Origin of the sequence: Pseudomonas violetae, from assembly GCF_023072615.1 — a bacterium.
Taxonomy (GTDB): Bacteria; Pseudomonadota; Gammaproteobacteria; order Pseudomonadales; family Pseudomonadaceae; genus Aquipseudomonas; species Aquipseudomonas violetae.
The window spans coordinates 39,874-54,050 of record NZ_JAKNRW010000010.1; the positions used below are offsets into that span (position 1 = coordinate 39,874).

10 protein-coding genes are annotated in these 14,177 nt (G+C 59.2%); 7 read left to right on the top strand and 3 right to left on the bottom strand.

The features are described 5' to 3' along the window. Positions 1–562 precede the first annotated feature (562 nt). The 7 genes from L9059_RS14445 (at position 563) to L9059_RS14475 (ending at position 12,365) form a co-directional block, all read left to right on the top strand. The gene (locus L9059_RS14445; protein WP_247291699.1) at positions 563–2,614 is read left to right on the top strand and encodes a putative bifunctional diguanylate cyclase/phosphodiesterase; all 2,052 of its coding nucleotides are present in this window, start codon (positions 563–565) and stop codon (positions 2,612–2,614) included. A gap of 221 nt (positions 2,615–2,835) precedes the next feature. Beyond that, on the top strand, positions 2,836–4,167 hold the full coding sequence (locus L9059_RS14450; protein WP_247291700.1) for an imelysin family protein: 1,332 nt from the start codon (positions 2,836–2,838) through the stop codon (positions 4,165–4,167). Between the two features lie 181 nt (positions 4,168–4,348). After that, positions 4,349–5,776: a di-heme oxidoreductase family protein gene (locus tag L9059_RS14455; RefSeq protein WP_247291701.1), complete on the top strand. Its 1,428-nt coding sequence runs from the start codon at positions 4,349–4,351 to the stop codon at positions 5,774–5,776. A 27-nt stretch (positions 5,777–5,803) separates the two neighbouring features. Further along, entirely contained in the window at positions 5,804–6,868 is a 1,065-nt protein-coding gene (locus L9059_RS14460; protein ID WP_247291702.1) for an imelysin family protein, read from the top strand. 14 nt (positions 6,869–6,882) lie between these two features. After that, positions 6,883–7,980, top strand: a complete 1,098-nt coding sequence (locus L9059_RS14465) for a DUF1513 domain-containing protein (protein ID WP_247291703.1) — start codon at positions 6,883–6,885, stop codon at positions 7,978–7,980. A 196-nt stretch (positions 7,981–8,176) separates the two neighbouring features. Then, a complete protein-coding gene (locus L9059_RS14470; RefSeq protein WP_247291704.1) occupies positions 8,177–9,325 on the top strand; it encodes an efflux RND transporter periplasmic adaptor subunit in 1,149 nt (382 codons plus the stop codon). 13 nt (positions 9,326–9,338) lie between these two features. Beyond that, entirely contained in the window at positions 9,339–12,365 is a 3,027-nt protein-coding gene (locus L9059_RS14475) for a multidrug efflux RND transporter permease subunit (RefSeq protein WP_247291705.1), read from the top strand. A gap of 95 nt (positions 12,366–12,460) precedes the next feature. Here L9059_RS14475 and L9059_RS14480 read toward each other — a convergent pair whose 3' ends face one another. From L9059_RS14480 to L9059_RS14490, 3 genes are read right to left on the bottom strand one after another with little or no spacing between them, the layout of a single operon-like run. Next, on the bottom strand, positions 12,461–12,688 hold the full coding sequence (locus L9059_RS14480) for a hypothetical protein (protein WP_247291706.1): 228 nt from the start codon (positions 12,686–12,688) through the stop codon (positions 12,461–12,463). Positions 12,689–12,690: 2 nt separating this feature from the next. Next, positions 12,691–13,404 carry a lipopolysaccharide kinase InaA family protein gene (locus L9059_RS14485; protein ID WP_247291707.1) on the bottom strand — a complete coding sequence of 238 codons (714 nt, stop codon included), beginning with the start codon at positions 13,402–13,404 and terminating at the stop codon, positions 12,691–12,693. 4 nt (positions 13,405–13,408) lie between these two features. Next, positions 13,409–14,077, bottom strand: a complete 669-nt coding sequence (locus L9059_RS14490; protein WP_247291708.1) for a class I SAM-dependent methyltransferase — start codon at positions 14,075–14,077, stop codon at positions 13,409–13,411. Positions 14,078–14,177 lie beyond the last annotated feature (100 nt).

Here is a 14,177-nt window from a genome sequence, read left to right on the forward strand (position 1 = left end):
GACGGGCACAATCGTAGCGACGTGGTGGCCCTGTATGGTTTTTTTGTAGTTTGGAGGGCAGAAGCGGCGTGAATACTGGGGCGAACCCGGAAATGGGGACGATGGTCAACCGGACAATTTCAGAATCGTCTTACAGCGCAATCACTCTCGCGCACAGCAAGGGAAGCCGACTGTGACGCTCATTTTCCGGTTTGTTAGCCTGCAATTACCCTCACCGCAGTTCTGTAGCAGCCGGCTGGCTGGCTGGCTGGCGAAGAACGATAACGCGGTGGATCTTGCCGCCGATCGGTCCAGTACAGAAAACCCGGCTTCGGCCGGTTTTTTTATGTGTGCGCAAAAGACCGGTCTAACATCAACCAGAGGAAAAATTTGTTCAGCCACCCTCAAGTTCAAGGGCCGGCCTGACGACACAGTGCCAATAAGCAGAAAACTTCAGACAACTGCGTTTTGACCAAGCTGCAGGCAAAATCTCCTGTGGATGAATGTCCCTTTGACTGCCGTCACGGGATTGCCAATACTCATGGCAACTTGATGCTACCCGCACGGAACAAGGAATAGCCTTTTGAAGCTGGAACTCAAGAACAGCTTGTCGGTGAAGTTGCTCCGGGTCGTGCTCCTGTCGGCATTGATCGTCGGCGTGGTCTTGAGCTGCGCGCAGATCGTCTTCGACGCCTATAAAACACACCAGGCAGTGGCCAATGATGCCGAGCGCATCCTCGACATGTTTCGTGACCCTTCGACCCAGGCCGTCTACAGCCTGGATCGCGAGATGGGCATGCAGGTCATCGAAGGCCTGTTTCAGGACGACGCCGTGCGCCAGGCCTCCATCGGCCATCCCAACGAGGCGATGCTGGCGCAGAAATCCCGGGACCTGCAGCATTCCGAAAGCCGCTGGCTGACCGACCTGATCCTTGGCAAGGAACGCACTTTCACCACGCAACTGGTGGGTCGCGGTCCCTACAGCGAGTACTACGGCGACCTGAGCATTACCCTCGACACCGCCACCTATGGCCAGGGTTTCATTATCAGTTCTGTGATCATCTTCATCTCCGGGGTCTTGCGTGCACTGGCCATGGCCCTGGTGTTGTATCTGGTCTATCACTGGCTGCTGACCAAACCACTGTCGCGGATCATTGAGCACCTGACCGAGATCAACCCGGACCGGCCCAGCGAACACAAGATTCCGCAGATCAAGGGGCACGAAAAGAACGAACTGGGCATCTGGATCAGCACCGCCAACCAGTTGCTCGAGTCCATCGAGCGCAACACGCACCTGCGCCACGAGGCGGAAAACAGCCTGCTGCGCATGTCGCAGTACGATTTCCTCACCGGCCTGCCAAACCGCCAGCAGTTGCAGCATCAACTGGACAAAATCCTGGTCGACGCCGGCAAGTTGCAGCGTCGGGTCGCGGTCCTGTGTGTGGGCCTCGATGACTTCAAGGGCATCAACGAACAGTTCAGCTATCAGACCGGCGACCAGTTGTTGCTGGCCCTGGCCGATCGCCTGCGGGCCCACAGCGGACGTCTCGGTGCACTGGCCCGTCTGGGCGGCGACCAGTTCGCCCTGGTCCAGGCGGATATTGAACAACCCTACGAAGCTGCCGAACTGGCCCAGAGTATTCTCGACGATCTCGAAGCAGCGTTTGCCCTTGATCATCAGGAAATTCGCCTGCGCGCGACCATCGGCATCACGCTGTTCCCCGAGGATGGCGACAGTACTGAAAAACTGCTGCAGAAAGCCGAGCAAACCATGACCCTGGCCAAGACCCGCTCGCGCAACCGCTACCAGTTTTATATCGCCAGCGTCGACACCGAGATGCGCCGCCGTCGTGAGCTGGAAAAAGACCTGCGCGACGCCCTGGCCCGCGACCAGTTCTACCTGGTTTACCAACCACAAATCAGTTACCGGGACAACCGCGTGGTGGGTGTGGAAGCGTTGATTCGCTGGCAGCACCCCGAGCACGGGCTGGTCCCGCCAGACCTGTTCATCCCGCTGGCAGAGCAGAACGGCACCATCATCGCCATCGGGGAGTGGGTGCTGGATCAAGCCTGCAAGCAGCTACGTGACTGGCATGACCAGGGGTTCATCGACCTGCGCATGGCCGTGAACCTGTCGACGGTGCAACTGCACCACGCCGAGCTGCCAAGGGTGGTCAACAACCTGCTGCAAATGTACCGCCTGCCACCGCGCAGCCTGGAGCTGGAAGTGACGGAAACCGGCCTGATGGAAGACATCAGCACCGCCGCCCAGCACCTGCTGAGCTTGCGCCGCTCCGGCGCATTGATCGCCATCGACGACTTCGGTACCGGGTATTCGTCGCTCAGCTACCTGAAAAGCCTGCCGCTGGACAAGATCAAGATCGACAAAAGCTTCGTCCAGGACCTGCTGGACGATGACGACGATGCAACGATCGTCCGGGCGATCATCCAGCTGGGCAAGAGCCTGGGCATGCAGGTGATTGCCGAAGGCGTGGAAACCGCCGAGCAGGAGGCCTACATCATCGCCGAGGGTTGCCACGAGGGGCAGGGCTATTTCTACAGCAAGCCGTTGCCAGCGCGGGAGTTGAGCGCTTACCTCAAGCTGGCCAAGCGCAGTAATGCGGCGATCCTGTAGGAGCGAGCTTGCTCGCGATGAACGTGAGAGCGCCGCATCTATCCAGACTGCACGAATTATCGTTCACGCCCATCGCAATCAAGTTCGCTCCTGCAGAGATGGGTGAATAAGAAATATTTACAGCTGCAACCCTTTACAGATAATGCGAAAGATTTGCATTATGTTGCAGCTTTGCGCGCTTGCTGCGCCATTCCACCCCTTCTCGAAGCAGGATGTTCGCCATGATTCGTATGCCTCTGGCTACCGCCAGTCTGTTGGCCATCGCCATTTCCCTTGCCGGTTGTGGCGAAGGTAAAGACAAAGCTGGCGCTCCAACGCCGACTCCAGCCGCCACCACCACGGCGCCTGCTGCTGCAGCCAAGGTCGACGAAGCCGCTGCCAAAGCCGTTGTCGCGCATTACGCCGACATGGTCTTCGCCGTCTACAGCGATGCCGAATCCACCGCAAAAACCCTGCAGACCGCCATCGACTCCTTCCTCGCCAAGCCGAACGCTGACACCCTGAAAGCGGCAAAAGCTGCCTGGGTTGCCGCTCGCGTTCCTTACCTGCAAAGCGAAGTATTCCGCTTCGGTAACACCATCATCGACGACTGGGAAGGTCAGGTGAACGCCTGGCCACTGGACGAAGGACTGATCGACTATGTCGACAAGTCCTACGAGCACGCACTGGGCAACCCGGGCGCGACTGCCAACATCATTGCCAACACTGAAGTTCAGGTCGGCGAAGACAAGATCGATGTCAAAGACATCACCCCGGAAAAACTCGCCAGCCTCAATGAGCTCGGCGGTTCCGAGGCCAACGTCGCAACTGGCTACCACGCCATCGAATTCCTGTTGTGGGGCCAGGACCTGAATGGCACCGGCCCTGGCGCTGGCAACCGTCCGGCTTCAGACTACCTGGAAGGCACTGGCGCCACCGGTGGTCACAACGAACGTCGTCGTGCTTACCTCAAATCCGTGACCCAGCTGCTGGTCAGCGACCTGGAAGAAATGGTCGGCAATTGGAAGCCGAACGTGACCGACAACTACCGTGCAACACTGGAAGCCGAATCTGGTGAAACCGGCCTGCGCAAAATGCTGTTCGGCATGGGCTCCCTGTCCCTGGGTGAACTGGCGGGCGAGCGCATGAAGGTTTCGCTGGAGGCCAACTCCCCTGAAGATGAACACGACTGCTTCAGCGATAACACCCACAATTCGCAGTTCTACGACGCCAAAGGCATTCGTAACGTGTACCTGGGCGAATACACCCGCGCCGACGGTACCAAGATGACCGGCGCCAGCCTGTCATCCTTGGTGGCCAAAGCTGATCCGGCTGCCGACAGTGCGTTGAAAGCTGACCTGCAAGCCACTGAGGCCAAGATGCAGGTCATCGTGGACCACGCCAACAAGGGTGAGCACTACGACCAACTGATCGCGGCAGGCAACACCGCTGGTAACCAGATCGTCCGCGACGCTATCGCTGCCCTGGTCAAGCAGACCGGTTCGATCGAAGCCACCGCTGGCACACTGGGGATCAGCGACCTGAACCCGGACAACGCTGATCACCAATTCTGATCAACGCTGGCTGAATGAAAAAGGCGACCTTCGAGTCGCCTTTTTCATTCACATCTGGACGCGGTCCATTGTGGAAGCGTTTCGGATGCCCTGCATCAACCAAACGATAATTCCTCTTATTCAATCTTCGTCGCCCTGTTAGACTTTGCGCCCGTGTTTTGCTCGTTCTGCAGGATGTCCGATGCCCTCGCTGCTTCTTCGCTTATCCGCACTGTTTCTGGCCCTGTGCCTGAGTGCGTGCGATGACGCCCCGCGTTTTACCAAGGCCGAACCCGGAGAAGCCCAGTCCGGTGGCAGCACGACTGTGCGCAAGACTGATCAGAATGCCTTTTCCCTGCCCTCCGCCAACCTTGCGCCCTCACGGCGCTTGGACTTCAGCGTCGGCAACAGCTTCTTCCGCAACCCCTGGGTCATCGCCCCGGCGACCACCACAGCACGGGATGGCCTCGGGCCTTTGTTCAACACCAACGGCTGCCAGAACTGTCACATCAAGGACGGTCGCGGTCACCCGCCCACGCCCGATGCGGCCAATGCCGTGTCCATGCTAGTGCGGCTGTCGATTCCGAATGCGCCGGCCTATGCCAAGGTCATAGAGCAGCTCGGCATGGTGCCAGAGCCCGTTTATGGCGGCCAGTTCCAGGACATGTCAGTGCCCGGCGTGGTCCCTGAGGGCAAGGTGCGGGTCGATTACACGCCAGTGCCCGTGCGCTTCAAGGACGGCACTGAGATCGAGCTGCGCAAACCGACCCTGCAGATCAGCCAACTCGGCTACGGCCCAATGCACCCCGACACGCGCTTCTCGGCACGGATCGCACCGCCGATGATTGGCCTGGGTCTGCTGGAAGCCATCCCGCAAGCTGCGATCCTGGCCAACGCCCAAGCGCAGGCCAAGGACAACAACGGCGTCAGCGGGCGGCCCAACCTGGTCTGGGACGATGTGCAGCGCAAAGCCGTACTTGGGCGATTTGGCTGGAAAGCCGGGCAACCGAACCTCAACCAACAAAACATCCACGCGTTTTCCGGGGACATGGGCCTCACGACCAGCCTCAGGCCAATCGATGACTGCACCGATGCGCAAACCGCGTGCAAGCAGGCGCCCAACGGCAATGGCGCTGATGGCGAGCCGGAAGTCAGCGACAACATCCTGCGTCTGGTACTGTTCTACAGCCGCAACCTGGCCGTTCCCGCCCGTCGTGATGTCAACGCGCCCGAGGTGCTGGCAGGCAAGAGCCTGTTTTTCCAGGCCGGCTGCCAGTCCTGTCATACCCCGAAATTCACCACTGCGGCGACTGCCGCAGAACCTGAACTGGCGAATCAGGTGATCCGCCCGTACAGCGATCTGCTCCTGCATGACATGGGCGAAGGTCTTTCCGATAACCGCACCGAATTCCAGGCCAGTGGCCGCGAATGGCGCACCCCACCGCTGTGGGGCATCGGCCTCACGGAGACGGTCAGTAGCCACACCCAGTTTTTGCATGACGGCCGCGCCCGCAATCTGCTCGAAGCCGTGCTCTGGCATGGCGGCGAAGCGACAGCGGCGCAGCAACAGGTTCTGTCTTTCAATGCCGAGCAGCGCGCTGCGTTGCTGGCGTTTTTGAATTCTCTTTAATAAGCGTTCACCCAGCGGGAGCCTTACATGTTCCGTCCCAAACTGTTGTTTACCAGCCTTGCCGCCCTCGCCCTGGGCGCCTGCTCCCCGCAGGACCCGCAAGCCGTCACGTCGGCGGCAATCGCCAAATCGGTGATCTTGCCAACTTATACCCGCTGGGTGGAAGCCGACCGCCAACTGGCTGTCAGTGCCCTCGCCTACTGCGAAGGTAAAGAAAATCTCGATACGGCACGCAAGGACTTCCTGCATGCGCAAAAGGCCTGGGCCGAGTTGCAACCGCTATTGATCGGTCCGCTGGCCGAGGGCAACCGTGCCTGGCAGGTGCAGTTCTGGCCAGACAAGAAAAACCTGGTCGGCCGCCAGGTCGAGCAACTGGTCACCGCACAACCGCAGATCGACGCTGCCGCCCTGGCCAAGTCGAGCGTGGTGGTACAAGGCCTATCGGCCTACGAATACATCTTGTTCGACAGCAAGCCTGACGTCGCCAACGATGCGCAGAAAGCCAAGTACTGCCCACTGCTCAAGGCGATCGGCGAACATCAGAAACTGCTGGCCGAAGACATTCTCAAAAGCTGGAACAACACCGACGGCATGCTCGCACAGATGAGCAAGTTCCCGAACCAGCGCTATGCCGACTCCCATGAAGCCATCGCCGATCTACTGCGAGTGCAAGTCACCGCCCTCGACAGCCTGAAGAAAAAGCTCGGCACGCCGATGGGGCGCCAGAGCAAGGGTGTGCCGCAACCATTCCAGGCCGATGCATGGCGCAGCCAGTCCTCCTTGAGCGGCATGCAAGCCAGCCTTGCCGCTGCCAGGACCGTCTGGGAAGGTGTCGACAACAAGGGCTTGCGCGGCCTGTTGCCGAGCGAGCATAAAGCCTTGGCCGACAAGATCGACGCCGCTTACGCCGCGTCCCTGAAACTGTTCGCCAGCAATCAGCGCTCGCTGGCCGAAATGCTCAATGACGACGCCGGTCGCCAGCAACTCAACGATATCTACGACAGCCTCAACGTCGTCCATCGCCTGCACGAAGGCGAACTGGCCAAGGCACTGGGCATTCAACTGGGCTTCAACGCCAACGACGGTGACTGATGAGGGCGACTGCGATGCTGCGACGTCAGGCTCTGACTTTAGGTAGCTTGCTGCTGGGAGCAGTGACACTGGGCGGCTGGACGCTGTTCAAGCAAAAGGACAAGAGCCCACTGCTGCTCTCGGCGCGGGACGACACCGATGGCAAGCACTATGCGGTCGGTTATCGTCTGGACGGCACGCGGGTGTTCGCCACGCAGGTTGGCCAACGTTGCCATGACATCATCAATCACCCGACACAGCCCATAGCTTTATTCGTGGCGCGCCGTCCAGGGACCGAGAGCTACCTGATCGACCTGCGCGACGGCACTCTGCTGCAAACCGTCACGTCGCTGCCAAACCGGCACTTCTACGGTCACGCGGTGATCCACAGCAGTGGTGACTGGCTGTATGCCACCGAAAACGATACCTCCGATCCAGGCCGAGGCCTGCTCGGGGTGTACAGGTTCGAAGATCAGCGACTGGTCCACAGCGGCGAGATATCCACTCACGGGATCGGCCCGCATCAGGTGTCGTGGATGCCCGATGGCGAGACCCTGGTGGTGGCCAACGGCGGCATTCGCACCGAAGCCGAAAGCCGCGTCGAGATGAATCTGAACGCCATGGAGCCAAGCCTGGTGCTGATGCAGCGGGACGGTACCCTGCTAAGCAAGGAATCCCTCGCCCAGCAGATGAACAGCGTGCGACACTTGGGCATCGCCAGCGACGGTACCATCGTCGCGGGCCAGCAGTTCATGGGGCCCTCACACGAGTCCTCGGAGTTGCTGGCGATCAAGCGTCCCGGCCGGCCATTCTTGGCGTTCCCGGTGCCTGAGCACCAGTTGCAAGCGATGGGTCATTACACCGCGAGCGTTGCGGTGCACAGTGACTTGCGCCTGGTGGCATTGACAGCGCCACGGGGCAACCGCTTTTTCATCTGGGACCTGGACAGCGGCGAAGTGCGCCTGGATGCACCGCTTCCCGATTGCGCCGGGGTCGGTGCGGTGGCTGATGGGTTTGTCGTGACCTCAGGCCAGGGGCGCTGCCGGTACTACGATTGCCGCCAGGCGGAACTATTGGCCAAACCGCTGGACCTGCCGGCAGGGCTCTGGGATAACCATCTGCACCTGATTTGAGCTCATTACCCGTGGCGAGGGAGCTTGCTCCCGCTGGGCTGCGAAGCGGCCCCAAGATGGGACTGCTGCGCAGTCCAGCGGGAGCAAGCTCCCTCGCCACAGGTTATTCATGTGATCGCTACCCATTGGAATCCCCCGCGCACTCGGAGTAATGTGCCGGTCTGTATGCCCTGATTTTCTCCAAGGAAGTGGAAATATGCTGCGCCGTCGCATGCTGATCATGTTGGGTGTTGTACTGTTGATCGTGCTGGTCCTGGCCGCTTACAAGGCCTTCTCCATCTACACGATGATCCAGGGCTTTTCTGCGCCCAAACCGCCGACCCGTGTTGCCGTGGCCACCGCCACCGAGCAGCCTTGGCAAGTCCGCCTGCCTACCGTTGGCACCCTCAAGGCGCTGCAGGGCGTTGACCTGAGTCTGGAAATTGCGGGCACCGTCACCGAGGTGCAGTTCGAGTCTGGACAGAAGGTCAAGGCCGGGCAGCCAATCGTGCAACTCGACAACGACGTCGAAAGCGCGCTGCTGGAAACCGCCCAGGCCGACCTCGGGCTGGCCCAATTGGACTACAACCGCGGCAGCCAGCTGGTGGGCAGCCAGGCTATCTCCAAAGGCGAGTTCGACAGGCTCTCCGCCGTTTTCAAGAAGAACAAGGCCACGGTCAATCAGCTCAAGGCTTCGCTGGCGAAGAAGCGCATTCTTGCGCCTTTTAGCGGCACCATCGGCATCCGCCAGGTGGACGTTGGCGACTATGTGGCCAGTGGCACGGTGATCGCCACCTTGCAGGATCTCAGCAGCCTGTACGTCGACTTTTTCCTGCCCGAACAATCGGTGCCGAAAATCGCAATTGGCCAAGCGGTGCAGATCGTCGTTTCCGCTTACCCGGCGCAGACTTTCCCCGGCACCATCAGCGCGATCAATCCAAAAGTCGAGAACACCACCCGCAACGTACAAGTGCGCGCCACCCTGGCCAATCCCGAGGCCAAGCTGCTGCCGGGCATGTTCGCCAGCCTGCAGGTTTTGCTGCCCAACCCACAGGTGCGCATCGTCGTGCCGGAGAGTGCGATCACCTATACGCTCTACGGCAACTCGCTGTACGTCGTGGCACAGAAAAAAGCCGAAGACGGCTCCGTTGAAAAAGATAACAAGGATCAGCCGATCCTCATCGCCGAGCGGCGTTTCATCGAAACCGGCGAGCGTCGCGACGGGCGGGTGATGATTACCAAAGGTGTGCAGAACGGCGAGCAGGTGGTCACCGCCGGCCAGATCAAACTGGACAACGGCACGCCCATCGCCATCAGTGACGACAAGACTTTAGCCGAGCAGAACAGCCCGCCGCGCGCGGACTGATCAAGGAATCCCCATGGCTTTTACCGACCCGTTCATCCGCCGCCCGGTGCTCGCCACCGTGGTCAGCCTGTTGATTGTACTGCTGGGCTTTCAGGCCTGGAGCAAGCTGCCGCTGCGCCAGTACCCGCAGATGGAAAACGCCCTCATCACGGTGACCACCGCCTACCCCGGGGCCAACGCCGAGACCATCCAGGGCTACATCACCCAGCCGATGCAACAAAGTCTGGCCAGCGCCGAAGGCATTGACTACATGACCTCGGTCAGTCGCCAGAACTTCTCGGTGATCTCGATCTATGCGCGCATCGGCGCCAACAGCGACCGCCTGTTTACCGAACTGTTGGCCAAGGCCAACGAGGTCAAGAACCAACTGCCCCAGGACGCTGAAGACCCGGTATTGAGCAAGGAAGCCGCCGATGCCTCAGCCTTGATGTACATCAGCTTCTTCAGCAAGGAGCTGAACAACCCGCAGATCACCGATTACCTGTCGCGGGTGATCCAGCCGAAACTGGCGACACTCCCCGGCATGGCAGAAGCCGAGATTCTCGGCAATCAGGTGTTCGCCATGCGCCTGTGGCTAGACCCGGTCAAGCTCGCCGGTTTCGGCCTGACCGCCAGCGACGTGACCAACGCGGTGCGTCAATACAACTTTCTCTCCGCAGCCGGTGAAGTGAAAGGCGAGTATGTGGTCACCAGCATCAATGCCAACACGGAGCTCAAGTCTGCTGAAGCTTTCGCCGCGATTCCGTTGAAGATCGACGGCGATAGCCGCGTGCTGCTCAGCGATGTCGCACGGGTCGAGATGGGCGCGGAGAACTACGACACCATCAGTTCATTCGGTGGCACGCCTTCGGTGTACATCGGCATCAAGGCCACGCCCGGCGCCAACCCGCTCGACGTGATCAAGGAAGTGCGCAAGATCATGCCGGACCTGGAGGCCCAGCTGCCGCCGAACCTCAAGGCCGAGATTGCCTACGACGCGACCCTGTTCATCCAGGCCTCGATCGATGAGGTAGTGAAAACCCTGTTTGAAGCCGTGCTCATCGTGATAGTGGTCGTATTCCTGTTCCTTGGTGCGTTGCGCTCGGTGGTGATCCCGGTGGTCACCATCCCGCTATCGATGATTGGCGTAATGTTCTTCATGCAGATGATGGGTTATTCGATCAACCTGCTAACCCTGCTGGCCATGGTTCTGGCTATCGGCCTGGTGGTGGACGATGCCATCGTGGTGGTGGAAAACATTCACCGCCATATCGAGGAAGGCAAGACGCCGATGGATGCCGCGCTTGAGGGCGCCAGGGAAATCGCCATGCCGGTGGTCTCCATGACGATCACCCTGGCAGCGGTCTATGCGCCTATCGGCTTCCTCACCGGGCTGACCGGGGCACTATTCAAGGAATTCGCCCTGACACTGGCAGGCGCCGTGGTCATCTCGGGTATCGTCGCCTTGACCCTATCACCGATGATGTGCGCGTTTTTGCTGCGCCACGATGAGAATCCCAGCGGGCTGGCTCATCGTCTGGACCGGATTTTCGAAGGCCTCAAGCGCCGTTACCAGAAGACGTTGCACGGCACGCTTAACACCCGGCCCGTGGTGCTGGTGTTCGCGGTCATCGTGCTGTGCCTGATACCGGTATTGCTCAAGTTCACCAAGTCCGAGCTGGCTCCCGACGAAGACCAGGGCATCATCTTCATGCTGGCAAACGCGCCGCAGCCGACCAACCTGAATTACCTCAACGCTTACACCGACGAATTCATCAAGATCTTCAAGGAATTTCCCGAGTACTACTCTTCGTTCCAGATCAATGGCTTCAACGGAGTGCAGTCGGGTATTGGTGGGTTCCTGCTCAAACCTTGGAATGAGCGCAGCCGCACCCAGATGGAGATCCTGCCGCAAGTCCAGGCCAAGCTTGAGGGGATTTCCGGCTTGCAGGTGTTCGGTTTCAACCTGCCCTCCCTGCCGGGTACAGGCCAGGGTCTGCCATTCCAGTTCGTGATCAACTCTTCCAACGACTATGAGTCACTGCTGCAGGTAATGGACCGGGTGAAGAAACGAGCCATGGAGTCCGGCAAGTTCGCTTTTGTCGACGTCGACCTGGCGTTCGACAAACCTGAAGTGGTGGTGGATATCGATCGCGCCAAAGCGGCGCAGATGGGCGTGTCGATGCAAGACCTGGGCGGAACACTGGCGACCTTGCTCGGCGAAGCGGAGATCAACCGATTTACCATCGAAGGACGCAGCTACAAGGTTATCGCCCAAGTCGAGCGCCCGTTCCGCGACAACCCCGACTGGCTGAACAACTACTATGTCAGAAACACCAAGGGCGAGCTGCTGGCGCTGTCGACCCTGATCACCGTCAGTGACCGCGCGCGTCCGCGACAACTCAACCAGTTCCAGCAACTCAACTCGGCGATCCTGTCCGGAGTGCCACTGGTGAGCATGGGTGAAGCCCTCGACACCGTGCGCCAGATCGCCCGGGAAGAGGCGCCGGCTGGGTTTTCCGTGGACTACGCAGGTGCCTCACGGCAATTCATCCAGGAAGGCAGCGCACTATGGATAACCTTTGCCCTGGCCCTGGCGATTATTTTCCTGGTGCTGGCCGCGCAGTTCGAGAGTTTCCGCGATCCGCTGGTGATTCTGGTGACGGTGCCGCTGTCGATTTGCGGGGCCTTGATTCCGTTGTTCCTGGGATGGTCGAGCATGAACATCTATACCCAGGTGGGGCTGGTGACGCTCATCGGGCTGATCAGCAAGCACGGGATCCTGATCGTTGAATTCGCCAACCAGCTGCGCAAGGAAAAAGGCTTGTCGCCACGCGAGGCGGTGGAAGAAGCTGCGGCGATTCGCTTGCGACCGGTGCTGATGACCACTGCCGCGATGGTCTTTGGCATGGTGCCGTTGATCATTGCCTCGGGGGCGGGGGCTGTGAGCCGGTTCGACATTGGTACGGTGATTGCCACGGGTATGTCGATTGGGACGTTGTTTACGCTATTTGTGTTGCCATGCGTGTACACGTTGCTGGCCAAACCCGACAAACCCTGACACGACAGATAACCTTGTGGGAGCGGCGTCGTTGCGGAAAAAGGTCAAAAAAAAGCCCCGCGTACGCGAGGCCTTTTATTTTGGTTTCAATCCAGTCAACTTTGCGGCCTCATTCCCTGTGAAAGTCCGAACATGAACAGCAACAGGTCATGATCAGGCTGGGAGGCCACGACTGCCTTGGCAACCCGTGGCAATGGACAGTGAGCTTCACCGCTCACTGAACTGAGGACCTGTGGGCGGGGCTGCTCCCAAGCCGCCACCGCTATCGAAGCAACTGCCAAGGCTCCTACCAGAAAAAAACCTCGTGCAATTTCGAGTTTCATCGCTATAAACCCTTGATAGCGCTGCCAAACGCCGTCTCATAAAAATAGACGAGTTTCTGCCAGTCCGTCGAGTTGAACGACGAATGGCGCCGCAATTGCTTCATGTCATGGGCCGCGGCCTGACGAGCGGTCAGGCGCTGTCGGCATTTCTCCAGGTCGATCAGAGCGACCTCGACCTTGGCTGCTTCGCCTTCGCCGCTAACACGCACAAAAACGTGCTTGATGTAGATGCAACTGTGTTGCCAGCGTCTCTTGTGCATGCGTGCCAGGTTATCCGCCAGATCCTTCAGGACCCGGTCATGAACTGCCTCGCCATGGTGTGCACGGCCACCGCCGGCATACCAGTGTTCGATTTCCTCAAAACCATCCAGCGACTTGGTGACCAGCAATGCACGCCACTTGTGAACGGGGTCGCGTTGGGCACCGCAAAACACGATCTGCGGAACCCGCACGCCGATCTTGTGCAGACCGGTCAGCGCATCCTGCTCGCGCAATACTGTCGGCCGACCAAAGGGGTGCAACCAACTGCGGTAGATGTGCCCGGTCTGACGCTTGGCATACAACAATTGCCCGTCGCTGGCCCTGACCCGCTGCACGCCACTTTCACCACCGCGACGCACATTGGGTTCTTCTACCCATTCACCGCGCTGATTCCAGAAATAGTCAAACCGATCTTCGGCATCGACACCCGCTTCTGGTGCACATTGCACTGCCATCCTGTTACCTCTTGCGTAATACGTAAACTCGCCACATGGCATAGAGCGGTAAAAAGTCCAGTCGTTCCTGGATGCGAAAACCCGCTTGCTCAAACTCTTTTTCGACCGTAGCAACCGGTAACACAAAACGGTTCTGGTAGCCTTCCTGCCCACGCGTGCTCTCAGAGCGCTTGCGTTTCCAGGCCTTGAAGTTGCCGTCCACCCACAGCGAAATGATCACGCTGTCACGGGTGACTCGCTCGAACTCACGCAAAATGGCCAATCTATGCTCGGCCTCACCGATGTGGTGCAGCAGGCGCATGCAAAAAATGCTGTCGACAGCGTTATCGGGTAAGGCAATGTCGAATGCAGACGTTTGCAAGGGTTGTACCCTTTTCACCACTTCAGCCGGTTGCGCTTGCATTGCCACTTTCAGCATCGATTCGGAGTTGTCGGCCCCGATAATGACTCGATTGCTTTTCTCAGCCAGCAAGGGCCAGAAACGTCCGGCGCCACAGGGCAAATCAAGGACCAGTCCGGGCTCGCCCGCCAGCGTCAGCGCTTTACGCGCCACCTGAATATCCCGCCAATGAGACAGGCGGCGACCTAAACCGTTCTTATGTTTCTGAAGGTATCTTAAAGCATGTTGATCGTCATACTTTTTGGAAAAATCGAGTTTGATCGGATTGTCCATTACCAAGTCTCCTAACGGCTGATGACGATCACCTTAGGTAGGGCCGTGTCAGCGTCAGGTCATGGCTTTGTGAAAGATTTGTTATGCAAGCCCTGATATA

Coding starts and splice junctions, on each gene's coding strand:
- L9059_RS14450 (WP_247291700.1), top strand. CDS start 2,836: ATGATTCGTATGCCTCTGGCTACCGCCAGTCTGTTGGCCATCGCCATT.
- L9059_RS14455 (WP_247291701.1), top strand. CDS start 4,349: ATGCCCTCGCTGCTTCTTCGCTTATCCGCACTGTTTCTGGCCCTGTGC.
- L9059_RS14460 (WP_247291702.1), top strand. CDS start 5,804: ATGTTCCGTCCCAAACTGTTGTTTACCAGCCTTGCCGCCCTCGCCCTG.
- L9059_RS14465 (WP_247291703.1), top strand. CDS start 6,883: ATGCTGCGACGTCAGGCTCTGACTTTAGGTAGCTTGCTGCTGGGAGCA.
- L9059_RS14470 (WP_247291704.1), top strand. CDS start 8,177: ATGCTGCGCCGTCGCATGCTGATCATGTTGGGTGTTGTACTGTTGATC.
- L9059_RS14475 (WP_247291705.1), top strand. CDS start 9,339: ATGGCTTTTACCGACCCGTTCATCCGCCGCCCGGTGCTCGCCACCGTG.
- L9059_RS14480 (WP_247291706.1), bottom strand. CDS start 12,688: ATGAAACTCGAAATTGCACGAGGTTTTTTTCTGGTAGGAGCCTTGGCA.
- L9059_RS14485 (WP_247291707.1), bottom strand. CDS start 13,404: ATGGCAGTGCAATGTGCACCAGAAGCGGGTGTCGATGCCGAAGATCGG.
- L9059_RS14490 (WP_247291708.1), bottom strand. CDS start 14,077: ATGGACAATCCGATCAAACTCGATTTTTCCAAAAAGTATGACGATCAA.